General features: G+C 59.9%; 28 protein-coding genes and 1 riboswitch. Of the genes, 5 read left to right on the top strand and 23 right to left on the bottom strand.

The genetic code is table 11. The annotated features are described in order from the left end of the window. Position 1 precedes the first annotated feature (1 nt). The 9 genes from HEQ17_RS05175 to HEQ17_RS05135 form a co-directional block, all read right to left on the bottom strand. A complete protein-coding gene (locus tag HEQ17_RS05175; RefSeq protein ID WP_296291751.1) occupies positions 2-373 on the bottom strand; it encodes a DUF1636 domain-containing protein in 372 nt (123 codons plus the stop codon). Between the two features lie 66 nt (positions 374-439). Then, a complete protein-coding gene (gene cobO / locus HEQ17_RS05170) occupies positions 440-1,021 on the bottom strand; it encodes a cob(I)yrinic acid a,c-diamide adenosyltransferase (RefSeq protein ID WP_296291750.1) in 582 nt (193 codons plus the stop codon). Between the two features lie 32 nt (positions 1,022-1,053). Beyond that, positions 1,054-1,869, bottom strand: a complete 816-nt coding sequence (locus HEQ17_RS05165) for an ABC transporter ATP-binding protein (protein WP_296291749.1) — start codon at positions 1,867-1,869, stop codon at positions 1,054-1,056. Positions 1,870-1,873: 4 nt separating this feature from the next. Next, complete coding sequence (locus HEQ17_RS05160) at positions 1,874-2,842, bottom strand: iron ABC transporter permease (protein ID WP_296293678.1); 969 nt, start codon at positions 2,840-2,842, stop codon at positions 1,874-1,876. Between the two features lie 56 nt (positions 2,843-2,898). Then, a complete protein-coding gene (locus tag HEQ17_RS05155; protein ID WP_296291748.1) occupies positions 2,899-3,786 on the bottom strand; it encodes an ABC transporter substrate-binding protein in 888 nt (295 codons plus the stop codon). Beyond that, entirely contained in the window at positions 3,783-4,355 is a 573-nt protein-coding gene (locus tag HEQ17_RS05150; protein ID WP_296291747.1) for a bifunctional adenosylcobinamide kinase/adenosylcobinamide-phosphate guanylyltransferase, read from the bottom strand. The genes HEQ17_RS05155 and HEQ17_RS05150 overlap by 4 nt, the downstream gene beginning before the upstream one ends. Then, a complete protein-coding gene (locus HEQ17_RS05145) occupies positions 4,352-5,158 on the bottom strand; it encodes an ABC transporter substrate-binding protein (protein WP_296291746.1) in 807 nt (268 codons plus the stop codon). Before HEQ17_RS05145 ends, HEQ17_RS05150 begins: the two co-directional genes overlap by 4 nt. Beyond that, the gene (locus HEQ17_RS05140) at positions 5,155-6,492 is read right to left on the bottom strand and encodes a cobyrinate a,c-diamide synthase (protein WP_296291745.1); all 1,338 of its coding nucleotides are present in this window, start codon (positions 6,490-6,492) and stop codon (positions 5,155-5,157) included. Before HEQ17_RS05140 ends, HEQ17_RS05145 begins: the two co-directional genes overlap by 4 nt. 8 nt (positions 6,493-6,500) lie before the next feature. After that, positions 6,501-8,354 (bottom strand): TonB-dependent siderophore receptor, encoded by a 1,854-nt coding sequence (locus tag HEQ17_RS05135; protein ID WP_296291744.1) that lies wholly within the window; start codon positions 8,352-8,354, stop codon positions 6,501-6,503. 67 nt (positions 8,355-8,421) lie between these two features. Further along, positions 8,422-8,669, bottom strand: a riboswitch (cobalamin riboswitch). 84 nt (positions 8,670-8,753) lie between these two features. Between HEQ17_RS05135 and HEQ17_RS05130 the strand changes: the two genes are divergently transcribed. The 3 genes from HEQ17_RS05130 (at position 8,754) to HEQ17_RS05120 (ending at position 10,405) form a co-directional block, all read left to right on the top strand. Then, a complete protein-coding gene (locus HEQ17_RS05130; RefSeq protein ID WP_296291743.1) occupies positions 8,754-8,981 on the top strand; it encodes a DUF904 domain-containing protein in 228 nt (75 codons plus the stop codon). Next, positions 8,978-9,316, top strand: coding sequence for a cell division protein ZapA (locus HEQ17_RS05125; protein ID WP_296291742.1), 339 nt, complete (start codon positions 8,978-8,980; stop codon positions 9,314-9,316). The genes HEQ17_RS05130 and HEQ17_RS05125 overlap by 4 nt, the downstream gene beginning before the upstream one ends. A gap of 273 nt (positions 9,317-9,589) precedes the next feature. Further along, positions 9,590-10,405 (top strand): sulfite exporter TauE/SafE family protein, encoded by an 816-nt coding sequence (locus HEQ17_RS05120; RefSeq protein ID WP_296291741.1) that lies wholly within the window; start codon positions 9,590-9,592, stop codon positions 10,403-10,405. Positions 10,406-10,448: 43 nt separating this feature from the next. Here the strand turns inward: HEQ17_RS05120 and HEQ17_RS05115 are convergent, their stop codons facing one another. Continuing rightward, a complete protein-coding gene (locus tag HEQ17_RS05115) occupies positions 10,449-11,144 on the bottom strand; it encodes a sulfite exporter TauE/SafE family protein (protein ID WP_296291740.1) in 696 nt (231 codons plus the stop codon). Between the two features lie 396 nt (positions 11,145-11,540). On the opposite strand from HEQ17_RS05115, the gene fnr reads away from it, so the two are divergent. Beyond that, positions 11,541-12,260, top strand: coding sequence for a fumarate/nitrate reduction transcriptional regulator Fnr (gene fnr / locus HEQ17_RS05110; RefSeq protein ID WP_296291739.1), 720 nt, complete (start codon positions 11,541-11,543; stop codon positions 12,258-12,260). Positions 12,261-12,293: 33 nt separating this feature from the next. On the opposite strand, the gene HEQ17_RS05105 is transcribed toward fnr, so the two are convergent. From HEQ17_RS05105 to HEQ17_RS05070, 8 genes are all read right to left on the bottom strand, one after another. After that, positions 12,294-12,638, bottom strand: coding sequence for a nitrogen fixation protein FixH (locus HEQ17_RS05105; RefSeq protein ID WP_366938031.1), 345 nt, complete (start codon positions 12,636-12,638; stop codon positions 12,294-12,296). Between the two features lie 25 nt (positions 12,639-12,663). Next, complete coding sequence (gene ccoG / locus HEQ17_RS05100) at positions 12,664-14,121, bottom strand: cytochrome c oxidase accessory protein CcoG (protein ID WP_296291738.1); 1,458 nt, start codon at positions 14,119-14,121, stop codon at positions 12,664-12,666. Next, positions 14,121-15,041 carry a cytochrome-c oxidase, cbb3-type subunit III gene (gene ccoP, locus HEQ17_RS05095; RefSeq protein WP_296291737.1) on the bottom strand — a complete coding sequence of 307 codons (921 nt, stop codon included), beginning with the start codon at positions 15,039-15,041 and terminating at the stop codon, positions 14,121-14,123. Before ccoP ends, ccoG begins: the two co-directional genes overlap by 1 nt. A 39-nt stretch (positions 15,042-15,080) precedes the next feature. Beyond that, positions 15,081-15,221, bottom strand: coding sequence for a cbb3-type cytochrome c oxidase subunit 3 (locus HEQ17_RS05090; RefSeq protein WP_296291736.1), 141 nt, complete (start codon positions 15,219-15,221; stop codon positions 15,081-15,083). Positions 15,222-15,230: 9 nt separating this feature from the next. After that, entirely contained in the window at positions 15,231-15,857 is a 627-nt protein-coding gene (gene ccoO / locus HEQ17_RS05085) for a cytochrome-c oxidase, cbb3-type subunit II (RefSeq protein ID WP_296291735.1), read from the bottom strand. A 9-nt stretch (positions 15,858-15,866) separates the two neighbouring features. Further along, positions 15,867-17,306 carry a cytochrome-c oxidase, cbb3-type subunit I gene (ccoN, locus tag HEQ17_RS05080; RefSeq protein WP_296291734.1) on the bottom strand — a complete coding sequence of 480 codons (1,440 nt, stop codon included), beginning with the start codon at positions 17,304-17,306 and terminating at the stop codon, positions 15,867-15,869. Positions 17,307-17,378: 72 nt separating this feature from the next. After that, positions 17,379-17,516: a cbb3-type cytochrome oxidase assembly protein CcoS gene (ccoS, locus tag HEQ17_RS05075; RefSeq protein WP_296291733.1), complete on the bottom strand. Its 138-nt coding sequence runs from the start codon at positions 17,514-17,516 to the stop codon at positions 17,379-17,381. Positions 17,517-17,524: 8 nt separating this feature from the next. Further along, a complete protein-coding gene (locus HEQ17_RS05070) occupies positions 17,525-19,900 on the bottom strand; it encodes a cation-translocating P-type ATPase (RefSeq protein WP_296291732.1) in 2,376 nt (791 codons plus the stop codon). Between the two features lie 107 nt (positions 19,901-20,007). On the opposite strand from HEQ17_RS05070, the gene HEQ17_RS05065 reads away from it, so the two are divergent. After that, the gene (locus HEQ17_RS05065; protein ID WP_296291731.1) at positions 20,008-20,451 is read left to right on the top strand and encodes a universal stress protein; all 444 of its coding nucleotides are present in this window, start codon (positions 20,008-20,010) and stop codon (positions 20,449-20,451) included. A 37-nt stretch (positions 20,452-20,488) separates the two neighbouring features. Here HEQ17_RS05065 and HEQ17_RS05060 read toward each other — a convergent pair whose 3' ends face one another. The 5 genes from HEQ17_RS05060 to HEQ17_RS05040 all read right to left on the bottom strand — a co-directional run bounded on the left by HEQ17_RS05060 (position 20,489) and on the right by HEQ17_RS05040 (position 26,519). After that, positions 20,489-22,033, bottom strand: coding sequence for a malonyl-CoA synthase (locus HEQ17_RS05060; RefSeq protein ID WP_296291730.1), 1,545 nt, complete (start codon positions 22,031-22,033; stop codon positions 20,489-20,491). Positions 22,034-22,077: 44 nt separating this feature from the next. Further along, entirely contained in the window at positions 22,078-23,073 is a 996-nt protein-coding gene (locus HEQ17_RS05055; protein WP_296291728.1) for a tripartite tricarboxylate transporter substrate-binding protein, read from the bottom strand. A 164-nt stretch (positions 23,074-23,237) separates the two neighbouring features. Beyond that, positions 23,238-23,906, bottom strand: a complete 669-nt coding sequence (locus HEQ17_RS05050; protein ID WP_296291727.1) for an HAD-IA family hydrolase — start codon at positions 23,904-23,906, stop codon at positions 23,238-23,240. Beyond that, positions 23,899-25,158 (bottom strand): Tm-1-like ATP-binding domain-containing protein, encoded by a 1,260-nt coding sequence (locus tag HEQ17_RS05045; RefSeq protein ID WP_296291726.1) that lies wholly within the window; start codon positions 25,156-25,158, stop codon positions 23,899-23,901. The genes HEQ17_RS05050 and HEQ17_RS05045 overlap by 8 nt, the downstream gene beginning before the upstream one ends. After that, positions 25,155-26,519, bottom strand: a complete 1,365-nt coding sequence (locus HEQ17_RS05040; RefSeq protein WP_296291725.1) for an aminotransferase class III-fold pyridoxal phosphate-dependent enzyme — start codon at positions 26,517-26,519, stop codon at positions 25,155-25,157. The genes HEQ17_RS05045 and HEQ17_RS05040 overlap by 4 nt, the downstream gene beginning before the upstream one ends. Positions 26,520-26,530 lie beyond the last annotated feature (11 nt).

Genomic DNA, 26,530 nt, shown 5'->3' with positions numbered 1-26,530 from the left:
GCTACAACGCTGGGGGCAAACGGGCAAGCATGCCGCCAACCAAGGCCGAGGGACGACTTTCTCGCGGCAAGGCACCATCTGGTGCTAGTTGATGCAGGGCTGCGCAGTCGAGCAATTGCTGCGCCACATCATCTGTAGCGGCCAAATCACCAAAAAGATAGCTGTGCTTGCCTTGGGCCTGAAAAGCGGCGGTACAAGAACGCGAACAGCCACCGAGGCAGGCCATGGCACGCACGGTGACCATCGCCCATTTCGGCTGTTCTCCAAAAGCCTGTGCAGCCTGCACAGCCTCCAGCAAGATGTCTCCCGCTGCACGGTGCTCTCTTGGTGTGTCGGTGGTGCGACAAGTGGTGCAAATAATGAGTTCAGTCATTCGCTTGTGTATGCATGTTGTGCGGTCGGGGTTTATAAAGTAAGTGGAATAGGGCTGGCATGATCGTCAGTCTTCAATGCCGCGCTGTGCCGGAATACCCGCTTTGAAGGCATGTTTGACCACCTTAATTTCTGACACGGTATCGGCCAACTCAATGATCTCTTCGGGGCAGCGTCGACCCGTGATCACAACATGGGTATGTTTTGGCCGATCACGCAAGGTTTGCAAAACACCCTCCAGGGGCAACCAGCCGTAGATCAGCGGGTAGGTAAGCTCATCAAGGGTCACCATGAAGTAGTCGCCGCTCATGATGGCTGCACGGGCTTTTTCCCAACCGTCACGCGCCAACTGGGCGGAATGCTCCAAGTCTTGGCTTTTCCAACTGAACCCATCGCCCAGGCCTTCAATCGGAATACCGAGCTGCTCGAACATGCGGTGCTCGCCGAAGCGCGCTGAGGGCACCTTCATGAACTGAAAAATTTTCACCAGCTTGCCGTGCACGTGTGTGCGGCCAAATGCGCGCAAGGCCAGGCCAAAGGCAGCCGTGCTTTTGCCCTTACCGTCGCCCGTGTTCACGATCAATAAACCACGACGTTCGCCTTCGGGCTTCTCATAGCGCTTTTCAGTGGGTGCGGATTCAATTTCCATGGTTTGATGTCCAATCAAAGTTACAAACGAATTCAATTGGGCAAAGCCACCCAGCGCTGACCCAAGGCGTGTATGGAGATCCGGTGTTCAAACACTGCCTCTAAAGCCCGATGCGCCGCTTTTTCGTGGGTAGAACCGGCGTGGACAATGCAGCCCTGCTGCATTACCACCACCTCGTCGGCCATGAGCGCCAGCGTGATTTCGTGCAGCACGCTGACCACGGTTTTGCCCTGCGCCACCAGGCTGCGCACCCGCGCGATCCAGTCGGCCTGGTGCGGCGGATCTAGGTTGGCCAGCGGTTCATCCATCAGCAATACGTCGGCTTCCACCGCCAGCAGCCGCGCCAGCAGCACGCGCTGGCGCTCGCCGCCTGACAGCGCGCCCAAAGGGCGGCACTGCCAGTCCCAGGCCTGGGTCTGGCGCAACGCGCGCTCCACCGCAGCGTGGTCGGCTGGGCCGGGTGGGGCCAGCCAAGCTTGATGCGGCAGGCGCCCGAGTAAGGCCACGTCGTACACCGTGAGGTCGTCGGCACTGGCTTCACCGGCTCCGCTTTGCGCCAGCCAGGCCAGAGCCCGGGCACGTTCGCGCGGTGCCATGCTCGCCATGGGCTGGCCGTGCAACAACACATCGCCCTGGCAAGGCAACACCCCCGCCAGCGCACGCAGCAAGGTGGACTTGCCAGCGCCATTGGGACCGACGATGCTGGTCCAGCGGGCAGCGCTCAGGGCCAAGTTCACACCCTGCAGAACATGGCGCTCGTTGTAGCCGACACCCAGCGTGGCATGCAGGTTCACCGCTTGCAATGCGGCAACGGGTTGTGGCTGTGCGGTGATGGCTGTGTTCAGCATGGCATCACCCCACCCGTTTGCGCATGAGCCACAGCAAATAACCCCCGCCCAGCACCGCCGTGAGCACGCCCACAGGCAGCTCTTGGGGGGCCAGCAGGCCACGTGCCAGGGTGTCGGCCAGCATCAGCAGCACGCCGCCCATCAAGCTTGCCAGCAGCACCAACCAGCCGTGGGTGGTTTTCACCACCGCGCGCACCAGGTGCGGCGCGGCCAGGCCCACAAAGGCAATCAGCCCAGTTTGCGCCACGGCGGTGCCGGTGGCCAGGGCCAGCACACCCACCAACGCCGCGCGCAGCGGACCCAGCGGCAGACCCAGGCTGAGCGCGGTGGACTCGCCCAGCGCCAGCCCGTCGAGTACGCGCGACAAGCCCCAGGACAACAACAGGCACACGAAACCAATGCCAGCCATCAACGCGCAAGACGCCCAGCCCACAAACCCGGTAGAGCCCAACATGAAAGCCTGCATGGCCTGCAAAATATCGGGCGTGGTGAGCGTGACCAGCGAGGTGAGCGCACCCAGCACCACCCCCACCACCACTCCGGCCAGCAGCAGCCGCAGCGTGTGCTGCACCCCACGCGCAAGCGCCAGCGTGAGCAGCACCGCCATCACCGCCCCCACAAAAGCCGCGCCGGTGAGCCCCATGCGCACCACCCAACCGGTGGCAAAAGGCGACACGCCCAGCCCCGCCAGGGCCAGCGCCACACCCAGCGAGGCACCCGAGGCACTGCCCAGCAAAAACGGATCGGCCAAGGGGTTGCGAAACAAGCCCTGAGCGACCGCGCCCGCCAGCCCCAGCAAGGCGCCGGCGGCAAACGCGCCCACGGTTCGTGGCGCGCGAATCTCCCACACAATCTGCGCCGCCACCGGGTCGGCCAGCATGTTCCACACGGACTCCAGCCCCGTGCTGCCCACGCCCAGGCCCAGCACCGCCAGCACGCCGCCGCACAACACCAGGCCCACAGCCAGCCACAGCGGGCGCGCAGAAGTTGCCCGAGCATCTGTCAATGGCGGGTGCAAGGTGGCGGTGTTCACGGCGCTTTTTCCTGCAGACAGCGTGCCATCAGGCGGGCGGCCTCGGCCATGCGCGGGCCGGGGCGCACCAACACGTCGGATTCGTCGTTGGCAAACACGCACAGCCGCTCTTCCCGCACGGCACGGATGCTGCGCCAACCTGGGCGTTGCGTCATGCCCTCAAAGTTGCGGTCGCCCACCATGATCACGTCGGGGTTGGCGCGCACCACAAACTCCGGGTTGAGCTTGGGAAACGGCCCCAGGCTGGCGGGCACGATGTTTTGCACACCCAGCCGGGTCAGCGTCTCGCCAATGAAAGACGATGTGCCCGCGCCATAGGGTGCCCGGTTCACCTCAAAGTACACGCGGGTGTTTTTCACGCGCGCCGGCAGCGACTGCGCAGCCGCCGACACCGCCGCGTCAATGTTCCGCCAGATGCGCTGGGTGGCCTGCGCGTCCACGCCCACCACTTGCGCCACCTTGCCCAGCACGCGCTGCACATCGGCATGGCTCTTGGGCTCCAGGGCCACCACCTTGAGCCCCAGCGACTCCAACCGCTGTACCACCCGCGAGGACTGCGCCAGCAACACCACGTCGGGCCGCAATGCCACGATGGCTTCCACGTTCGGGTCCATCCCGCCACCCACACGCGGCAGCGCGGCGATGGCCGCTGGCCAGTTCGAGTAACGGTCCACCCCCACAAGGCGGTGGCACTGGCCCAGCTCACACACCGTCTCGGTCAGCGAGGGCAACAGCGAAACAATGCGCTGTGGTGGCGCGTCCCAGCGCACGGTCACACCCCGGTCGTCCGTCACCTGCAGCCCAGCCGCGTGCACGCTGTCCAACAACAATGCCCAGCCCGCCAAGAACACCCACAGCACACTCCAACACTTGCTTGTGTTCATGCTGCACCTTTCAGTACCAGCGGCAGGCCCGCCACCATCAGCGTGACCCGGTCGCATGCAGCGGCCACCGCCTGGTTCAGCTGACCCAAAGCGTCTACAAAGGCCCGCACATCGCGCCCCATCGGAATCACGCCTAGCCCAATTTCGTTACCCACGAGCACCACAGGGCCGCGTGCCGCAGCAACGGCACCGCACAGGGCGTGGCAGGCCGTCTGCCAGCCGTCCGCGCTGGCCGACTGGATGGGGTCGGCTGGCATGAGCTGGTTGGTCAGCCACAGCGTGAGGCAGTCCACCACCACCATCGTGTGCGGTGCGCTGTGCTGGCGCAAAGCCGCACCCAGCGCCAAGGGTTCCTCCACAGTGGCCATGCCCGGCACGCGCCGCGCTCGGTCCAGTTGGTGGCGCACGATGCGTTCACGCATTTCATCGTCCCAGGGCTGCGCCGTGGCGATCAGCACCGCCCGATGGCTGGGTGCAGCGCTTAGCCAGTCGCTGGTCAGCATTTCAGCGCGGCGCGACTTGCCGCTTTTCTGGCCGCCCAACACGAATTCGCTGTGTGTAATGTTCATCGCGCCATCCAGTTCTTCACGATGCGGTGCATCTGCGCCACACCGTCGGTAAGCGCCGCCGGGCCGGGCTGCAAAATATCGGCTGACTTGATCTCGAACAACTGCCCGGTCTGTACCGCCGCCACGTCTTGCCAGCCCGCACGGGCCGCCACCTTTTCTGGCCGAAACTTCTTGCCGCACCACGAACCGATGATGATGTCCGGGTTGCGGCGCACGATATCGGCACCGTCGGCAATGATGCGGTTTTTACCCAACGACTCGCAGGCCAGCTCGGGAAACACATCGTCGCCACCTGCCACACCGAGCAGCTCAGACACCCAACGAATAGCGCTGATGTGCGGCTCGTCCCACTCTTCAAAAAACACCTTCGGGCGGCGCTTGCCTGTGGCTTCCAGCGCGGCCACTTCAGCACGGATCACCTCCAGTCGCTGGCGCATCACCACGATACGCGCCAGCCCGTCGTCAGCACAGCCCACCGTCGCCGCCACCTGGTAGAGCATGGAAAAAATCTCGTCCACGCTGCGCTGGTTGAACACCGTGACCTGCACGCCTGCGCGTATCAGCGACGCCGCAATGTCGGCTTGCAGGTCAGAAAATCCAAACACACAGTCGGGCTGCAGGGCCAAGATTTTGTCCACCTTGGCGGTCAGAAACGCGCTCACTTTGGGCTTTTCTTCACGCGCTCGGCGCGGGCGCACGGTGTAACCGCTGATGCCCACAATGCGGTGCTCTTGCCCCAGCAGGTAAAGCCACTCGGTGGTTTCTTCAGTCAGGCAGACGATGCGTTGTGGGCCGAGGTTCACGACAAATCCTCCAGTAAAAACAAGGCGGCTGCAGCCGCCGGGCTGGAGGCCATCCAGGCGTGGAAGTAGCTGGCGCGAAGGGCACCGCGCTGGTACACCGCCTCGCCCAGACCCACCGCGCCACCGCTCGCTGATGCCGTGTGCAGCACAGGCTCCAGCACCGTTTCGCAGCGCGAATAATGAAAAGTGTGGCCGCGCAGTTCGCCCGAACCCAAGCTGAGCTTTTGCGGACCCAGCGCAGCCAACCGGGGCTGCATGCGCACCACGCCGGGCAGCAAACCCCACACCGCGTGGCTTTGGCCCTGCTGGTCCACGATGGCGTCAAACAACACCATCATGCCGCCACATTCGGCCCACACCGGGCGCCCTGCGCCCACATGGGCTACCAGGCTGTCGCGGCTGGTGTGCGCTGTCGACAAGGTGTTGGCGTGCAGCTCAGGGTAGCCACCGGGCAACCACACCGCGTCGCAAAAGGGCACGGGCTCGTTGCCCAGCGGCGAAAAAAACACCACCAGCGCACCCAGCGCGCGCAAGGTGTCAAGGTTGGCGGCATAGATGAAGCAAAAAGCTGCGTCACGCGCCACGGCCACCGTTTTGCCGGCCAGCAACGGCGCCACGGGCGGTCCCTCTCGCGGCGGTTCAAATTCGACCGCCCAGCGCCCGAGCGCCGCCCGATCCATCTGGCCCAGCGGCGTGCCCAGCAAAGCGTCGGCTGCGGCATCCAGCCGGGCCAGCGCATCGGGCAGCTCGCTGGCCATCGTCAGGCCCAAGTGGCGCTCAGGCAGCTTGAAGGCCGGGTCACGCATCACGGCGCCCAGCCAGGTGGACGGTGCATGCGCGTCGCCGACGGGCAATGCCGCCTGCAGCATCTGCGCATGCCGCTCGCTGGCCACGCGGTTGGCCAACACACCGGCCCAGGGCAAGCCTGGGCGGTAGTGCTGCAAGCCAAACGCCAGTGCGCCAAACGTGCCCGCCATGGCAGACGCATCGATTACCGCCAACACGGGCAACCCAAACCGCCCCGCCAGATCCGCCGCACTGGGCTCGCCATCGAACAGACCCATGACCCCTTCTACGATGATCAGGTCTGCATCTCGCGCAGCTTCATGAAGGCGAGTCCGCACATCGTCTTCACCTGTCATCCACAAATCTATGTTGTGCACCGGCTGGCCCGTGGCCAGCTCAAGCCACATCGGATCCAAAAAATCCGGCCCACACTTAAAAGCCCGCACCCGCATGCCGGCGCGCGCATGCAGACGCGCCAATGCAGCGGTGATCGTGGACTTACCCTGGCCGGAGGCAGGTGCGGCAACGAGGACAGCGGGCGTTTGCATTTTTGAAGTCAATCGGTCCATTGCAGTGAGACAAACAAATTTCGTCCTGGCGTCGTGAAGCCGTTAGCCAGTGAATAAGTTTTGTCACCTAAATTGTTTAAACGCCCAACGATCCGCCAATTTTTATCCCACCGGTAACTGGAGCCCAGGTTAAAGACGCCATACCCAGGTAAAGTCAAGTTGCTCGCTGAGTCAAAACGATCACCAGAAAGTCTTAATTCTGCAAAAGGTGTCCAAGGGCCAACGCGATGATTCACTTGGGCTCGAACCATGTTGCGCGCTACCCTGGATACCCGTGCATTGGTCGGTTTTAAACGCGGATCGGCGTAGTCGTAAGAGGTTGACAGGCGGGTGTCCGACCACGACCGTTCCCAGTTGAACGTTGCACCTTCCAAGACTGCCAGGCTAGATTGAACATTGGTCGCAGTGTTGATGAAACCTTGGACGTCGTTCTGGTAAATAACCATGCCGGCTCGTTGAGATCCAGCGCTGTATCGAATTCCGATTTCATGAGACTTGCCTTCCTGCGGTTTAAGCGCAGTGTTACCAAATCCGGGGAAATACAACTGGTTGAATGAAGGCGCCTGAAACGTAGTGCCGACATTGCCGACCAACCGCCAATCGCTGTTGAGCTTGTATCCGCCGGAAACTGACCAAGTATTGAAATTACCGAATTGTGAGTTTTGGTCATGGCGTGCTGTTAGCAATGCGTCCCATCCATCGGCACGTTTGGAGTAGGACGCTACAAAACCACGCATCGTACGTTCACGAACTGTGTAGGCGGTAGAGCTGTCCACTTCGTCAAGGCGATGTTCAGCTATCAGAGAAAGACTGTCATTGCCGATCCGTAAGTTGTTTTGCCATGAGAACTGCTGTCGGTGGGTGTTGAAACGGCTTTCCCCAGCTAAAGTGTTATCGGATTCCAGCAAATAACGGCTGGGTGAAAGATCTTTGGATTGACCTATTTTCAGGATGGATGACCAGGATGGTGTCCATTTTGCGGCCCAATCCAAGGATAACTGGCGCATGGAAGGGACATTTACAGCCCGGAGATTGCCTGCATTGGTGCCAACAGGCGTGGGGGATGGTGCCCCGTCAAAGTCGTACTCGCCTTGACTGTGCAATAGGTTTAAATTTAGCTCGTGCAATTCGCTGAGTTTCCACTGAAGGCTACCGTCCACACTGGTAAAGACGTAACCATCTTTGTCTTTGTTGAATCCTGAAGCGTTTTGTGTTTTCACATTGATGCCGTCAGCACGTTCACGCGATGCACCCAGACTGTAGCCCCAGGCTCCGCTGCGACCTGAAAGGCTGACGCCAAGCTGGCCTTGCCCGTCGCTACCCAAACCAGCCGTTACGGACCTTTGTAATCCGTCTACAGGTTCACGAGTAAAAATTTGAATGACTCCGCCAACGGCATCAGGTCCGTACAGAGCGGCTGCAGCCCCACGCAGCACTTCCACTCGCTCGATGCGCCCTAGTGGCAAGTTTTCAAGTGAAAATGAACCCAAGGTGGCCGAACCCACCCGGACACCGTTGACCAACAAAATGGCTTGCGAAGCAGAGGCACCTCTAAGCGACACACTGGTAGAAGAACGATAACTACCATTGGTTACGAGTTGAACCCCAGACAAACTTGCCAACACGTCACCTAAAGATTGAAGTCCAGCGTTTTGTAGTGTCTCGCGGTCGATGATCGAGACATCCGCCAGAACGTCGGACAAGGATTGGGGCATTCGACTGGCAGTGATCACCACAGGATTTACATCGGAAACTTGTGCGTTTGCGGAGGACGCCAAAATGACATGAAGGACAGATAAAAAAGTCACGGCAACGGCCGCTCGAATGGAACGATTTTTCATTTGAAACTAACAAGTCAAACGCCCTCACCGCCTTCCCCGACAGTGCATGGGCTTTACAACCTGTCTTGCGACAGGTCACCTTGTTGGCCGGTATCCGGGCTGGCAGAGCGACCTTCATCACCTTCCCAGCCGCCTGTTTCAGGGCGACCAGTGGTTTGAGATGAAAGCGGGGTTTTCAAATGATTGAAAACCCGTCTGCTTACCGTTGCGGGGGCAGCGCAGGTTAGGTGGGCCATGATGGCTTGTCCCTCCTGCTTCCCGTTTAACTGCGGGCCGTGAACCGGCATCGCGAGCACCAACAAACAGTGATTCTAGTTGCAAAGCTGTCATCCAACCTACAAATTCCTTGAGCGGCAAGGCGCACGTTCTACAATGAGGGCCTTACCTTCAGAGTCTGCCATGGCCCACTCCAACACCATCGATCAAATTGCCGAACGCGTGGATCACCTGTTGCTGCGTCACGAAGAGCTTCAGAGAACCAATGCTTTGTTGACTCAGCAAGTGCAGTCCCTGACTTCAGAGCGCGATCAACTCAAATCCCGCTTGTCGGCGGCCAGGGCCCGGGTCGACGCCCTGATCGAACGCCTGCCTGCCTCTGCCACCACCTCGCCACAGGCCTCCACATGAGCAACAAACAATTGGATGTCCAGATCATGGGCCAAAGCTACATCCTGGGTTGCCCCGTGGGGGGCGAGGAAGGGTTGCTGTCTGCGGTACGCAAAGTCGATGCGGCGATGTGCAAAATTCGTGATGCCGGAAAAATCAAGGCGCGCGATCGCATTGCGGTTCTGGCTGCCCTGAACCTGGCTTTCGAACAACTGGATACCCCCCCTGACACTGCAGGCAGTGCCAGCTCTGCTCCTGCTCCCGGCAATGATCTCTCGCCGGACTCGCAGGCACGTTTGCAAGGACTGCTTGAGCGCCTGGACCGGGTCATCAAGCAGGATGGCCAACTGCTTTGAGCGATGCGCCCTGGCCAGGCGGACCATCTGCCTGTCAACCCCTGGCTCAAAGTCCTACAATGGGGTCGTCTGCAGTGCATGCCGGGCTTTATATTTCCTTGAACCAATGCTCCTAGAGCCCGGGCTTGGTACATTGGCTGGTGAGCGTGATCATCTCGCGTCAGATGAACCCAACGCCAGTCTGCCCTCGCCCACCTGAACCCCGGTTCAGGATGCCGGTCCGGTGGCACTTGCAGACACCTTTTCCAGATACCCCCTCTTTTCTGATTTCCCATGAACTTTGAACCCCTGTTGCTGGTCGAGTTGGCTGTTCTGGGCCTTTTCACAGGCTTTTTGGCGGGCCTGCTGGGCATTGGGGGGGGCATGATCATGGTGCCATTTCTCACGTACTTTTTGGGCGCACGCGGTGTCAGTGCTGATCTGGCGGTAAAAATGGCCATTGCCACCTCCATGGCCACCATCATCTTTACCTCGGTGTCCAGCGTGCGTGCCCATCACCAGAAAAAGGCTGTGCGATGGGATTTGGTCAAAGGTTTGGCACCGGGCATCGTCATCGGCAGTTTGCTGGGCAGTTTGACGATTTTTTCCTTTGTCAAAGGCAGCTACCTTGCCTTGTTCTTCGCTTTGTTTGTGGGGTTTTCGGCGACACAAATGTTTCTCGACAAAAAACCTGCCCCTTCACGTCAGGTGCCAGGCTTGCAAGGCCTGATGGGAGCTGGTGGCCTGATTGGTCTGCTTTCGGGCTTGGTCGGTGCTGGTGGGGGCTTCATCAGTGTGCCCTTCATGACTTGGTGCAACGTGGCCATTCATCATGCGGTGGCCACGAGTGCGGCCTTGGGCTTTCCGATTGCCCTGGCCAACGTCGTCGGTTACATCTTCAGTGGTCAGGGCGTGCAAAACCTGCCCGCTGACAGCTTTGGCTACTTGTGGCTTCCTGCTTTGGTGGTGATTGCCATTTGCAGTGTTTTGATGGCTCCGGTCGGCGCCGCAACTGCACACAAACTGCCGGTCAAACAACTCAAGCGCATTTTCGCCAGTGTGCTCTACTTGTTGGCTGCTTATATGTTTTACAAAGGCTTTTCCGCTTGAGTCATCCAGCCACTGCAGGTGCCAGCGCCACCTGAATGGGCAGTCAGACCACAGAATTTGACAGGGGCGTGATGCACCATGGGGCCTGATCATGCACCAGACCCCTCCACAAAGCCCAGCCCGATACGGCCGCCAGGGCCAGGCCTGCGACACGCATGCCCCAGGAGCCATCGCCCACCGACTGTAAGCGCAAAAACAACCACGGACCCGCCCACAAACTGAGGCTGCTGCCCAGCGCAAATAAGGCCATGGTGCCTGCACCTGCCAAGGGCTGACTGGTCAATGCCGCCACCATCAAAGCAGAATACAACAGACCACAAGGCATCAAGGCCCACAAACCGCCCACCATCCAGGGAGCCGCGCGGCCCCAACGGGTATTGAAACGGCGCACACGGGTCCACAGGCTGCGTGCCCCCTCGTCTAGCCAAAGCGGCTGACGAGCCTGCACCATCAGCAACAAGCCCAGCACCAGGGCAGCCACATGCAACAGTGTCCAGACGGGTCGAATGGCCGCTGACTGCGTCGTCAACCAACCCAAACCCTGGACGCTGGCGGCAGTTAAAGCACCCAACAACGAGTAGCCGCCCAAGCGTCCCAGGTGGAAGGCCAGCAACGCCTGACCCCGGCGCTCACCGGCCACCTGGCCCAGGCCCGCACAGGCTGCTCCACACATGGCCACGCAGTGTGGGCCGCCCAGCAGCCCCATCATCAAGGCCGTGATGGCCAAAGAGCTTTGCATCGCGTATCTGCTTCCAGGTCCTACAGCCTCATTGACTGCGAAGCAGAAGAGGCAGGCAAACCGCTTTGGTTCTTGCAGCAAAAGTGGCCACGGTCGGCCTGGGGACTTCGGTCAGTGTCAGGGCAAGAAGTGTCATGAGGTCATGGCACGTCGACATGCACCCACCATTCAGGTTTGAAGAAGGACATGTATCAACCTTGGATAAAAAAAATGTTCCAAACAATGACACCACTTTGACCGATTGTTTTTTTCCATGCATTGACTGAGGTCAAAATTTTTACCTGTTTTTGATGAATTCGAGCATCAAAAGGGTATCGCCGCCACTCCATTGGAATTTTGGGTTTAAGCTCAAGGCTTGATCTAAGGCAAATCCATCGCCCAACCATGAGATAAACCATGAATCCCCAAGCCATCAAAGTCGCCTGCTCCAATTGCAACTTGCGGGAGTTGTGCATGCCCATGGGCTTGAACGACCAGGACCTGAACCGCCTGGACGACCTGGTGGCCGTGCGTCGCAAAGTCAAGCGGGGCACTGCATTGTTCACCAACGGCGAAAAGTTCACCTCTCTGTATGCCATCCGTACCGGCTTTTTCAAGACTTGCCTGGCGACCGAAGACGGGCGCGACCAGGTCACAGGCTTTCAGATGGCAGGCGAGATCATTGGCCTGGACGGCATCGTGAACGACCAACACAGCTGCGATGCGGTGGCCCTGGAAGATGCCGAAGTGTGTGTCATGCCTTTTGACCGAATTGAGGAAATCTCACGCGAAGTCACTGCTTTACAACACCACGTGCACAAAATCATGAGCCGCGAGATCGTGCGCGAGCACGGCGTGATGCTGCTGCTGGGCAGCATGCGGGCCGAAGAGCGTCTGGCCGCCTTTTTGCTGAACCTGGTGCAGCGCCTGCATGCGCGCGGGTTTTCGCAGTCCGAGCTGGTCTTGCGCATGACGCGCGAGGAGATCGGCAGTTACCTGGGCCTCAAGCTCGAAACCGTCAGCCGAACCTTTTCCAAATTCGTGGAAGAGGGCACCGTGGAAGTCAAACAGCGGCATGTTCGCATCCTGGATGCCGAGGCCTTGCAGCGTATGGTGAACAACAACCAATGCCATTGATGCCACGCCGGGCATCTGAGGCCATCCGCCCTGTCAACGTCCTGACTTCTCCGAACACACCTCACCCAGCCCATTCACCTGCGCACAATCGACCGGCCGACCACTGCCCGTGATGGGGTGCATCTGGGTTGCGCCGGGCAACTCGCCGGTAGCGGCATGGTTTCGCCCCTGCATGGCTGGCGCATGGGTGATGCCCTGTCTCTCTTGCACGGCGGTGCGCGGCGTCACTTGCAGCACAGGGTCAGGGTTGGCCAAGGCAATGTAGAACGTGATGAAACCCGCCACCACCACTACAGCAGGACCGGCCAGCACCATCCACACCAAACCAAAGCGCCACCAGGCTTGTTCTGTCGAAGCAGGTTTCATGGCTTTGTTCATGGAAATCTTTCTGCAAGGAGATGCCTCAACGGGGCATCAGGAATATGGTTTTTTCTGTCAACTGCCCCAAGGACCGACCCGAAGGATCGGCAGCATCGATTTTGAAATCGATCGGGTGCGAGCCTGCGGTGACAGCATCGTACGGCACCTGCAACTGCACGGATACCCAACGCGACTCGGTGGCAGCCACCTGCACCTCGGACTCTCCCGCCAGTCGCAGGCCGGGTAAGCCATGTGCCTGCAACTTGAATGTCAAAACTTGTTCAGCTGCGTTCATGATTTGCAGTCGGTACACGTTTTCAATCTGGCCACCCGCCACGATGCGGGCCAAAGTGGCTCGGTCACGCTCAATGTCCACCTTGAAAGGCGTGCGCAGCCACAAAGAGACACCGACACCCAAAATGATGGTCGACAGCACTGCGGTGTAGATCAGCACACGGGGTCGGAAAATTCGTCGCAAGGTTTGAGCCCTTGTCCAGCCATTGTCTAAGGCATTTTGCGTTGAGAACTTGACCAGCCCCCGCGCATAACCGACCTTGTCCATCACCGTATCGCACACATCGGCGCAGGCCCCGCAACCAATGCACTCGTATTGCAGGCCCCGGCGGATGTCGATGCCCGTGGGGCAGACCTGTACGCACAAGGTGCAGTCCACGCAAGCCCCAAGACCCAAGGCTTGGGGGTCAGCTTTTTTGGAGCGGGCACCTCTGGGCTCTCCTCGCGCCTCGTCGTAGGTGACGATCAGCGTGTCCTTGTCGAACATGGCGCTTTGAAAGCGCGCATAGGGACACATGTATTTGCACACCTGCTCGCGCATGAAACCCGCGTTGCCATAAGTAGCCAAGCTGTAGAACAGGATCCAGAACACCTCCCACGGGCCAAAACCGAGTGACAGGATCGACGCCGTCAGCTCGCGGATGGGGGTGAAGTAGCCCACAAAGCTGAAACCCGTCCACAGAGAAAGCACGATCCAGGCCAATTGCTTGCCGGTTTTGCGTGCGAACTTGTTCAGGCTCGGGGGGGCGGCATCCAGCCGCAAACGGGACGATCGGTCACCCTCAAATTGGCGCTCGATCCAGATGAAAATTTCACTGTAAACCGTTTGAGGGCAAGCAAAACCACACCACAACCGCCCCGCCACCGCCGTGAACAAAAAAAGGGATAAGGCCGAGATGACCAGCAAACCCGTCAGGTAAATGAAGTCTTGCGGGTACAGCACCAGACCGAAAATATAAAAACGCCGCGCACCCAAATCAAACAACACCGCCTGGCGCTGCCCCCATTCGACCCATGGCAGGCCATAAAAGACCAGTTGCGTGATGGCTACCATGAACCAACGCCATTGGGCAAACACGCCCTGCACACTGCGTGGATAGACTTTCTGGTGCGCTTGGTAAAGTGACACCATCTCCCCTTCGCCCTCGGCGGGCACAGGGGTGATCGGAATCACTGGATGGGGGGGCTGCTGTTGCGGAGTCGACATCACTTGGCTGCGCTGACCACTGCCCTGTTGGACAGACCCCAGACATAGGAAGCGAGCACGTGGATTTGCGCTGCAGTCAGCTTGTCGCCTTGCGCGGGCATCTGGTTAACCTTGCCATTGTTGATGATGCTGACAATGGCACTCTCCCCCCAGCCGTGCAACCAAATGTCGTCGGTCAGGTTGGGGGCACCCATCGCATGGTTGCCCTTGGCATCCATGCCGTGACAGGCAGCGCAGGTGCCGTACTTCGATTTACCAAGGGCAGCACGCACAGAGTCGTGCGGGCTCTTGGACAAGCTCAACACATAGTGCGCTAAGTTGCGCACATCTTCAGGCGTGCCAACCGCTGCAGCCATGGGGGGCATATTGCCCGCACGCCCTTGCACCAAACTGGTTTTGATCGCGTCGGGTGTGCCGCCATAGAGCCAATCGGCGTCGGCCAGGTTGGGAAAACCTTTGCTGCCGCGCGCGTCAGAGCCATGGCACTGTGCACAGTTGTTCATGAACAAGCGATCACCAATGACCAAAGCCTGAGGATCTTTGGACACGTCTTCCGGCGGCATACCCTGAAACTTGGCATACAAAGGGGCCACTTCGGCGTTGCCTTTGGCCACTTCGGTTTCGTACTGACTCGCCGAGGACCAGCCAAACTTTCCTGCCAGGCTGCCGGCACCCGGGTACATCGCCAGGTAAATCAAGCCAAAAAGGATGGTGATGACGAACAATCCTACCCACCAGCGGGGCAGCGGGTTGTTCATTTCCCGCAGATCACCGTCCCAGACATGGCCGGTGGTGTGGTCGTTGGCGGTCATAGCCCTGGCCTTGCCGCTGAACCAGAGCAAAAGCAGGCAGGCGATGATGCTGACCAGCGTCAGGCCTGCCACGTACCAGTGCCAGAAATTGCTGATGAAGTCACTCATGGGGGTTCCTTGGTATCTCTTTCGGTTGCACAGGACAGCTCAATCGTCCTGACTGAAGGGCAAGTTCGCCGCTTCGTCGAAGCTGGCCTGATTTCGCCGAGACCAGGCCCACACCACGATGCCGATGAAGGCGGCAAAGGCGAGCAAGGTCACGATGGAGCGCAATGTGTTGATGTCCATGACCGTTCCTTATTTGCGATGGGTGCCCAGCACCTGGAGGTAGGCGACTACAGCATCCAGCTCGGTCTTGTCTTTCAGCTCGCCAGGTGCCCTGGCGATTTCTTCATTGCTGTAAGGAGCGCCCAAAGTGCGCAAGCCTTTCATGTGCGCTTGGATGGAGGCCGCGTTGGCGGGTGTTTTTTCCAGCCAGGGGTAAGCGGGCATGTTGGACTCGGGCACCAAATCACGCGGGTTGATCAGGTGGATGCGGTGCCACTCGTCGCTGTAGCGGCCACCCACGCGGGCCAAATCGGGGCCGGTGCGCTTGGAGCCCCACTGGAAAGGGCGGTCATAGACAAACTCACCAGCCAGTGAATAGGAACCGTAACGCAGGGTTTCGGCACGAAACGGTCGGATCATTTGCGAGTGACAGTTGTAGCACCCCTCACGCAGATACACATCCCGCCCTGCCACTTGCAGTGCGGTGTAGGGCTTGAGGCCAGGCACCGGCTCGGTGGTGGACTTCTGAAAGAACAAAGGCAGGATTTCGACCATGCCGCCGACCAGAAGCACCACCAGGATCAATACGATCATCAGGAAGTTGTTGGTCTCGACCTTTTCGTGTGACAAACCGCCTGTTTTTGGGTTTTCAGCCATTTTTTCTCCTCAGGCGTGGGCTGCTGCAAGTGTGGGGATTCGGACTTCAACCGAACGGCCTTGGGTCACGGTCTTGATGGTGTTCCAAAGCATGATGAGCATGCCCCCGAAGTACAGCAAACCACCCAGCAAACGCAGCACATAGAACGGGTAAGTGGCTTTGACCGATTCCACAAAGGTGTAGGTCAAGGTGCCGTCGGCGTTGATGGCGCGCCACATCAACCCCTGCATCACCCCGGCAATCCACATGGCGGCGATGTAGATCACGATGCCGATGGTGGCGATCCAGAAGTGAACCTCAATGGCTTTGACGCTGTACATCTGCTTTTGGCCAAACAGGCGGGGAATCAGGTAGTACATGGAACCCATGGTCACCAGCCCCACCCAGCCCAAAGCACCCGAGTGCACATGGCCCACGGTCCAGTCGGTGTAGTGGCTCAGAGCGTTGACAGTCTTGATGGACATCATCGGCCCCTCAAAAGTCGACATGCCGTAAAAGGAAAGTGACACGATCAAAAAGCGCAGGATCGGGTCGTCGCGCAATTTGTGCCAAGCGCCCGACAAGGTCATGATGCCGTTGATCATGCCGCCCCAACTTGGCGCCAACAAGATCAAGGAAAAGACCATGCCAATCGACTGGGTCCAGTCTGGCAAGGCGGTGTAGTGCAGGTGGTGAGGACCGGCCCACATGTAGGTGAAGATCAGCGCCCAAAAGTGCACGATCGACAGGCGGTACGAATACACAGGGCGCTCGGCCTGTTTGGGGATGAAGTAATACATCATGCCCAGAAAACCTGCCGTCAAAAAGAAACCCACCGCGTTGTGGCCATACCACCACTGCACCATGGCGTCCTGCACTCCGGCATAGGCAGAATAGGACTTCATCAGTCCAACGGGCAAGGCTGCGCTGTTGACGACATGCAGCAAGGCCACAGCAATGATGAAGGCGCCAAAAAACCAGTTGGCCACATAAATGTGACGGACCTTGCGGGTGCCTACGGTGCCAAAAAACACCACGGCAAATGCCACCCAGACCAAGGTGATCAGGATGTCTATCGGCCACTCGAGTTCGGCGTACTCCTTGCCGCTGGTGTAACCCAAAGGCAAGGAGATGGCCGCCAGCAAGATGACCAACTGCCAACCCCAAAAGGTGAAAGCAGCCAATTTGTCGTTGAACAAACGCACGTTGCAGGTGCGCTGCACGACGTAATAAGCGGCAGCGAACAAACCGCAACCCCCGAACGCAAAAATCACCGTGTTGGTGTGCAAGGGCCGCAAGCGGCCATAGCTGAGCCAGGAAACGCCGAAGTTCAACGCTGGCCATGCCAACTGGGCAGCAATGATCACCCCCACCAGCATGCCCACCACACCCCAAACCACCGTCATGATGGCGAACTGTCTGACAACCTTGTCGTTGTAGGACGTCGCCTGCAAATTGGCAAACTTCATTCTCACCTCTGTTTTCTTAAATATCCACTTTTGAAGTGTGCAACGGCGCACACCCGCAAGACTTGATCAAAATCAATCGTCACGCAGAATTCGCTCACCCTCGGCCTCAATATCTTCAAATTGCCCTCTGTAGATCGCCCACCACAGCCCCCCCAAGATGCAAAACACCAAAATGACCGACAAGGGAATCAACAGGAAAAGGATGTCCATGGGAGACCTCAAACAGCTTGCACGCTCGTCGCGCGACCACCTTGCATGGGTGCCAGGGGCTGCGCCAGGCGCAGGGCATTGAGCACCACCAGCAAGGAGCTGAGCGCCATGCCCAAGCCTGCCGCCCAAGCGGGCAAGTAGCCGAGCAGCGCCAAGGGCACGCAAGAGGCGTTGTAAAGCGCGGCCCAGACCAGGTTTTGCCGGACGATCTGCAGGGTCTGGCGACTGCGCTCCAGCGTGCTGACCAGCGTCTGCAGTTGTCCGCTCATGAGCACAAAATCGGCTTTGGACTGGGCCAGCGGTACCGCCTGGCCCAAGGCAAAAGACACATCGGCCCCGGCCAGCACCGGACCATCGTTCAGGCCATCGCCCACCATGGCCACGCGGTGGCCTTGGGCCTGCAAGGCCTTGAGTACCCGCCATTTTTCTTGGGGACCGCAAACACCTTGCGCATCGGTCACGCCCAGGTTCTGCGCCACCAGGGCCACGGCAGCCTGGCCGTCGCCCGACAAGATTTTCAACTGCAGGCCCATCTGCTGAAGTTGGGCCACCACGCCTGCCGCCTCCGGGCGAACTTCTTCGGCCAGCTCAAAGGTGGCTAGCCAGCCCACCTCGTCGGCCAGACTCACCTGCAAATGTTGCCCCGCAAATACGGGGGCCTGGCAAAACCGGGCCGAGCCAAGGCGCACAGCCCGCATCTGACCGCCCTGTGTGGGCAAAAGGCCTTGCACACCCTCCCCGGCGTGTTCGGCCACTTCAAGGGCGCTCTGGGCTTCCAGGGCAGGCAGCGCCTGCGCGGCTTCGGCTTGTCGGCGGGCTTCGGACCAGAGCGCTCGTGAGACCGGGTGCAAGGAGTGCCGCGCCAGACTGCCCGCCCAGGACAATACGAGGTCAGCGGCCACGCCTTCGCGCGTATGGATGCGAACCACCTCCAGCGCATCGCGGGTCAGCGTACCGGTTTTGTCAAAAATGACTGTGTCAACGATGGCCAGGTTTTGTAAAGCCGACAATCGCCGCACCAACACACCGCTGCGCGCCAAGGCCCCGGCCGTGGCCAACATGGCGGCGGGTGTGGCCAAAGACAAGGCGCAAGGGCAGGTCACGATCAGAACCGCCACGGCCACCATCACGGCATGCGCCGGATCGGTGGGCCACCAGTAAAGGGCCGAGGCCAGCGAAGCCAGCAACACCGCGAGCAAAAATGGCTTGGCCCAACGGTCCACCAACAGCGCCATGGCAGGCTTGGACACCGATGCGCTTTCCATCAAGGCCACGATCTGGGCATAGCGCGTGGCCGCGCCCACTTGCTCGATTTGCACTTGCAGCGTCCCGCTCAGGTTGTGACTGCCTGCAATCACCCGGTCTCCGACCTGGCGCTTGAGCGGCAGCGACTCGCCGGTCAACAAGGCCTCGTCCACCTGAGTCTGGCCCAGCACAATGCGGCCATCACCAGCAAAAGCCTCTCCCGGCAAGACCTCGATCACATCGCCCACGGCCAAACGGCGAATCGACTGGCGTGTCCAACTGCCATCGGCTTGTCGTTTGCTCACGCTGTCGGGCAAGCGGTTGAGCACGGCCTCCAGAGCGCCGGCCGTGCGGTCACGCAGACGCAACTCCAGCCAGCGACCGGTCAGCAAAAAGAAGACGAACATGGTGAAAGAGTCAAAAAAGACTTCTGCACCAAAGACGCCATCCGGCTCGAATGTGCCCAGCGTGCTGACCACAAAGGTCACCACCATGCCCAAGGCCACCGGAAAATCCATGCTGATCTGACGCTCACGCAGATCACGCCAGGCATTGATCAAAAATGGCGTACAAGAGAAAAACATCACCGGCAAAGACAAAACCCAGCAAGCCCAGCGCAGCAGGTACAGGGATTGGGCAGAAATATCACCCGGCTCGCTCAGGTACGTCGGCGTGGCGTACATCATGACCTGCATCATGCAAAGGGCCGCCACGGACCAGCGCCAGACCATGCGGCGTGCCTCGTCCCGGCGACGCTGGTGGGCATGGGCATCGTTGGCAGGCAGGGCCTTGTAACCATGACGCTCAACAGATCGCATCCACTCAGAGGGCCGCGTTTGCTCGGGCGACCAGACAATTTGCCCCCGATGGCTGGCCCCACTGATTTGCACCGAAGTCACACCCGGCATGCTGCGCAAGGCGTGTTCCAGGGTGATGGCGCAAGCTGCACAGTGCATGCCTTCAAACACCACACTGGAGCGCCACTGGCCCGGAGCATCTTTTTCGGGCTGGCTGAAGGCTGCCCACTCCTCGGGCTCGTCGAGCAATCGCAAGCCCTGGGCGTCCAGGCCTGGACGAGCCCGGGTCTTTAGCACATCAGACGGCTGCGATAGGGCTGGCAAAACATTGACTTGGGTCATGTTCTGAAGATACGCGTGACGAACCACCGAAAGCTTGACCTGCATCAATTGATGGCGTTAACAGGCCTTTTATGCTGGGTTTTTATCACTTCAAACCGGAGCGCAACATGTACCAACGCATTCTCGTGGCCACCGATGGTTCCACCCTCTCCAAAAAAGCCGTGAACAGTGCCATTGCACTGGCGGCCACTTGCACCGCTGAACTCATTGCCCTGAAGGTGGTGCCGCGCTACCCTCAAGCTTATTTTGAGGGCAGCATTCCACTGTCGGCCCAAGAGATCGCACGGGTCGAAAAGCAATGGACCGAATCGGCCCAGGCCCAGTTGGCTTCGGTCGTCAAGCAGGCCAAGGCCAAATCGGTCAGAACTCAGGCCATCACCGTCAAATCCGATGTGGTCTCAGACGCCATCATGGCCACGGCCAAAAAACACAAAGCCGACCTGATCGTCATGGCTTCGCATGGCCGCAAAGGCATCAAGCGCCTGCTTTTGGGCAGCGAAACCCAGCAAGTGCTGACGCATTCGCATATACCCGTGCTGGTATTGCGATAAAAACCGATATCTCGCCACCCTGGCCCCAAGCCAGGCTTCAGACTGAAAAAAGACCCTTGTATTGCTCGCGCAACAGGTTTTTTTGGACTTTCCCCATGGTGTTGCGCGGCAGCTCAGGCACCACAAAGCAGCGCTTGGGGATCTTGAAATTGGCGAGCTTGGCCTTGAGCTCAGCCAGGATGTCGTCAGGCCTGAGCTGGGATGCGGGGCAGGCAACCACGACTGCCACCCCCACTTCACCAAAGTCCGGATGAGCAACCCCCACCACTGCACTTTCGGCGACCCCCGGCATCTCGTTGATCTCACCCTCAATCTCGGCGGGATAGACGTTGTACCCGCCACTGATGATCAGGTCTTTGCTGCGACCCACGATGGTCACGTAACCGCGCTCATCGATCTTGCCCACGTCGCCAGTCTTGAAAAAACCATCGACCGTGAACTCTTCTGCGGTTTTTTCGGGCATGCGCCAGTAACCCTTGAACACATTCGGGCCACGGACCTGAATGCCACCGACCTCGCCCACTGGCAAGTCTTGCCCATCGTCACCACGAACACGCAAGGAGACTCCGGGCAAGGGAAAACCAACCGTACCACCGCGCCGCTCGGTCTGGTGTGCAAAACGCGGGTCAGCAGCATAGGGGTTGGAGGTCAGCATGGCGGTTTCACTCATGCCATAACGCTCCAAAATCGTGTGCCCCGTGCGCTCTTGCCATTGGCCAAAGGTTTCAATCAACAAGGGGGCAGAGCCCGCGATGAACAAGCGCATGTTTCGAACAGCGGCTTTGTCCAAACCGGGTTCGCTCAACATTCGCACATACAGAGTGGGCACGCCCATGAACACGGTGGCCTGCTTCATGCAGGCGATGGCCCGCTTAGGTTCGAACTTGGCCATCCAGATCATCTTGCTGCCATTGATCAAGGCACCGTGGATGGCAACAAACAGTCCGTGCACATGGAAAATTGGCAAAGCGTGGATGAGCACATCCCCCTTTTTCCAGCCCCAATAGTCCTTGAGTGTCCGTGCGTTGCTGAGCATGTTGCCGTGAGTCAGCATCGCACCCTTGCTGCGACCGGTGGTTCCACTGGTGTACAAAATAGCCGCCAGGTCATCTGAACGGCGCTTGACAATGGCGTGCTGGTCGCTGTGATGTCTCGCGCGGTCGAGCAAACTGCCAGTGCGATCGTCATTGAGGGTCAACACATGCGTCGTACCTGCCTTGAAAGCAATCTTGCTCACCCAGCCAAAATGGACGCCACTGCAAACCACCACAGCGGGCTCTGCATTGCGAATGAAATACTCGACCTCAGCGCTTTGGTATGCGGTGTTCAAGGGCAAAAAAACATGGCCGGCACGCAAAGTGGCCAAGTACAACATCAAGGCCTCAACGGATTTTTCGACCTGTACCGCCACCCGACTGCCCTCAGGCAAATCGAGTGAAGCCAGTAAATTGGCCATCATGGCCGTGGCGCGGTCTAGGTCTTGCCAGCTGTACTCCTGGCCCTCATCGGTTTGAACCGCCACCGAATTCAAGTCGGCAGGGAAAGCAGCCCGGAGGGCCGAAAACAGGTTGTCCTGGGTCATGATGCGAATCAAAAATGAAGAAAGGGCCTGCTGGCGGGTACCGATCAATCGAGCTTGGCTCCGGAAACCCTGACCACCTGCGACCACTTGGCCAGTTCTTTCTTGATGAAAGCTTCAAACTGGGTGGTGGTGAGGTTGGGGAATTCAGCACCCTGATTGGCCCAGACGGCTTTGGCATCGTCGGTCTGGCAAGCTCGGCGAATCTCTTCGATGGCTCGGGCCTGGGCGTCGGCAGGTGTCCCTTTGGGAGCCCAAACGCCATACCAGGTTGAGACGGTGTAATCGGACAAACCAAGCTCGGCAGAACACGGCACATCAGGAAAAGCCGCATTTCGTCTGGCACCTGAAACCATCAGGGCCTTGATACGCCCCCCTTTGATGTGCGCTGCCGAGGAACCCAGACCATCGAACATCATGTCCACGTTGCCGGCAATCAGGTCTTGCAGGGCCGGGCCAGCACCCCGGTAGGGGATGTGGGTGATGAAGGTTTGGGTCTGCAGCTTGAACAACTCTCCAGCCAAGTGATGTGAAGTGCCCCCGCCCGCAGAGCCGTAATTCAGGCGTCCGGGGTTTTTCTTGAGCATTTGCAAGAAAGCCTTGAAGTCGGCCGACTGGACTTTCCGGGGGTTGACCACCAGTACCTGGGGCACATTGGCCACCAGGATCAAGGGCACCAAGTCGCGTTCAAGGTCATAGTCGAGGCGGGGGTACATGCTGGGCGCAATCGTGTGGTGAACCGCCCCCATGAACAGGTTGTAGCCATCGGGCGTCGACTTGGCGGCCACGGCAGCACCTAAAGTGCCGCCCGCGCCGCCCCGGTTGTCAATGATAAGTTGCTTACCAGTCAGCTTGGCAAACTGGGCCGAGATGGGCCGGGCAAAGGCATCGGTGCCACCGCCGGCCGGAAAAGGAACGACCATGGTCACCGGTTTGGAGGGCCATGGGCTTTGAGCCTGGGACCAATATGGAACCGGACTGGCCGCTGCACAGAGGACCTTCAGGAAGTTGCGGCGTTGACCCCATTGAATGCGCTCATACATGTTTCGTCTCCTCATTTGGGATGGGTCACCGCATCATAAAGTCTTTGCATGCCAAACATCCGGGGCCGGACGATCTAAAGACAGGGGTTTCGCCAGGCCCGGCACCGACCCCGCTCTCGTGCGTGACAGCTGCAACAGCCAGAACCACCACCGCTGACGCCGGATCAAAGAGACATCAGCAATCGCATGGCCTCGGAAAAACCCGCACCTGGACGGCAGACATCGAGCTGCACGACCTGCAAGCCACACCTGCGGGCGCCATCCACATTGCGCTTTTGGTCATCCACAAATACCGCCAGCTCAGGCCGTACGCCCAAAGCCTGCAAGCAATCGTCGTAAGCGCGAGGGTCCGGTTTTAGGATCGCGGTGTAGGTGGCGTCCACGATCACATCAAACTGCTGGAGCAAGGGCAAACGCTCGCGAAAATCCGCGCCATAAAAAAGATCAAGTTCGTTCGACAAAATGCCCAGCTTGTAGCCCAGCGCCTTGGCCTGCTGGATGGCCGCCACCGCCTCAGGCCGGATCACAGCCTGCACATCAGCCCCTCGCGCACGCTGCACAAAGGTTTGCATCTCGGTCCAGTCTTCACCCAGCAAACGCCCGACCTCGCGGGTGCGCTGCATCCAGTAATCGCGTTCACTGATCTGATCGGCCTGCATGGCTTGCCACAACGCATCGGTTTCGGGGGCAAACGGGCCTTGCCAGGTGAGCGTGCCGGCAGCCAGGCCCAAAGCGGTTTCGCTCAGGGCATGGGTTTCAAACAATGTGCGGCTGATGACGCCACCAAAGTCCAAAATCAAGGCCTTGTCTTCGGGTTTCACGGCATCAGACATGGGCCGCTTTCTTGCCCACAGCGGGCAACACCAAACCTCGCGCCAGCCAATCGTCAAACACCACCAGCACCTGCTGCACAAACGCCGCATCGTTGATGTGGGCGTCGATGCGCGAGACCTGTGCCAAGCCCCAATCGCATTGCGCCATTTCGTCCATCATCGCCGCCAGACCTTCTGGATCGTGCAGTGGTGCACCGGCCCGGTCCCACTCTTGAATGCCTTGCAGGGGCAGCACCAGGTGCACCGGGCCTTGGGCCTGACGCACGCGATGGGCCAATTCGCGGGCAAATTCACGGCGCATCTCGGCGTCAACGCCCACCGAGGCGATCAATCGGTTGTGGTCGTGTGAGGGACGCCCTGCAAAGCGCGCGGGCATCTGCCCCCAAGCCGGGTAGTCCACCAGATCGGTGGCTCCGGGGGCCACAATCATCGGCACACCCTGGCGACCCGCCCCCATCAGGCGGTCCGGGCCAGCACTGACCACTGAGCCGCCCATCTGGTTGACCATTTCCTGCAGACTGAAGTCCATCACGCAGGCGAACTGGCCTTGCGCGGCCAGCGATTCAAACGCCCTGCCCCCCATGCCTGTGGTGTGGAACACCGCCAGGTCAAACCCCCGCTTGTCCAGCTCGGGCTTGAGTTGAACCATGTACTTCAGGCAGCTCGACCCCAGCGAGGTCATGCCCACCACGGGCCGCGTAAAACGCGGCGCTCGCGCCACAAGGCAAGCCCCCACCACCGCACCAGCGGCTTGCGCCAATGCCGACTGGCACAGGCTATTGAGGCCATACAGGCCCCCGGCCCACAGCACCATCATCAAATCAGGCGGCATGCGCTCGGGTGGCAACAAGGGCGAAAACGCCACCGTGGACAGCACCACCTTGGGCACGCCCAGCGGCAAGCTGCTGGCCACGTCAAGCGCCAGATCGGTGCCCATGGTGCCGCCCAGCACCAGCAGGCCGTTGATGCGGCCCTCGCGCTGCAGTTGAACTGCCAGGGCTGATGCGCCTTGGGCCATCAGGGCCATGGCGCTGTTTTCGTCGCCGCTGTCCATGACTTGCTGCAGCGTCACGCCCGCCGCCTGCGCGACCTCGGTGTTGGCAAAATGCGGGACCACCTGCCCTTTGGCCAGCACGCCCACGTCCATGATCAGGGCCTGCCCGCCAGCGGCCTGCACCTGCTCGCGCATGAAGCCGATCTCGTCGCTCTTGGTGTCGACCGTGCCGACGATCAGGATGACGGGGCTCTTCATGCGCGACCCTCCTGCACAGCGGCAAATGCGCCTTCGAGCACGTCGCACATCAAGTCCACCTGCTCGCGGGTGATGATCAGCGGGGGCGACAAAATCAGGTTGGGGCCCGAAATGCGCACCATCAGACCCGCCTTGTAAGCGGCTTTGGCCACCCGCGCCGGAATGTCGCTGGTGCGGGGCATGGGAATGCGTTTGGCTTTGTCGCTCACCATCTCGATGCCCAACATCAGGCCCACGCCACGCACATCACCCACAAAGCTGCAGGTGTCCACCAGCTTGCGCAAGCGCGTCTGCAGGTGCGCGCCCAAGCGCGCAGCATTGCCCGGAATGTCCAGCGCCGCGATCTGGTCGAGCGTGGCCAGCGCCGCCGCAGCCGCGATCGGGTGGGCACTGTAGGTGTAGCCATGCGAGACCGAAGCGGTACCCGTGGTGTCGGCGTCAAACACGTCTGCGATGCGGTGGTTGATGGCGGTGGCCCCCAGCGGGATGTAACCCGAGGAAATGCCCTTGGCCAGGCACCACATGTCGGCATTCACGCCCCACAGGCGCGTGCCAAACATTTCACCACTGCGGCCAAAGCCGGTCACCACTTCGTCGGCGATCAAGAGGACACCGTACTTGTCACAAATCTGGCGCACCAGCGGCCAGTAGTTGGGCGGCGGCACGATCACGCCACCCGCGCCCTGTACCGGCTCCGCAATGAAGGCCGCCACCGTATCCGGCCCCTGGAACACGATTTCGCGCTCGAGCATTTCGGCACAAATTTCGCCCAAACGGATCGGGTCATCGGTGTAGGGGTTGTGATAAAGCCAGGGCGTGTCGACGTGGAAGCATCCAGGCAGCAGTGGCTCGTAAGCGCGGCGGAAGTTGGTGTTGCCGTTCACGCTCATGCCGCCAAAGTGCACGCCGTGGTAGCCCTGGCGCAGGCTGATGAACTTGTAGCGGTCGGCCTGGCCCTTGAGCTTCCAGTACTGACGCGCCACTTTGAGCGCGCCCTCGACCGCGTCCGAGCCGCCGGTAGAAAACATCACCGTGGCCACACCCTCGGGCTGCATCAATTGGACCAGCCGTTTGGACAACTCGATCGCCCGCACATGGGTGGTGCCGCGAAACACGTTGTAAAACGGCAGCTCGTCCATCTGCGCCACGATTGCGTCGCGCACCGGCTTGTTGCTGTGGCCCAGGTTGCAGGCCCATAGGCCTCCCACGCCGTCCAGCATCTTGTGGCCGTCCACGTCCCAGATCCAACAGCCCTCGCCTTTGGCAATGATGTCGGGCGTGGATTTTTTCATCGCCCCCGGGTGGGCCATGGGGTGCCACAGGTATTGGGCGTTGTCGGCCTTGAGTTGGTCGGTGTTCATCGTTTTCCTTG

It is taken from the genome of Limnohabitans sp., from assembly GCF_023910625.1.
Lineage (GTDB): Bacteria > Pseudomonadota > Gammaproteobacteria > Burkholderiales > Burkholderiaceae_C > Limnohabitans_A.
The sequence above is the reverse complement of the archived record's forward strand: the minus strand, read 5'-3'. Positions and strand labels throughout refer to the sequence as shown.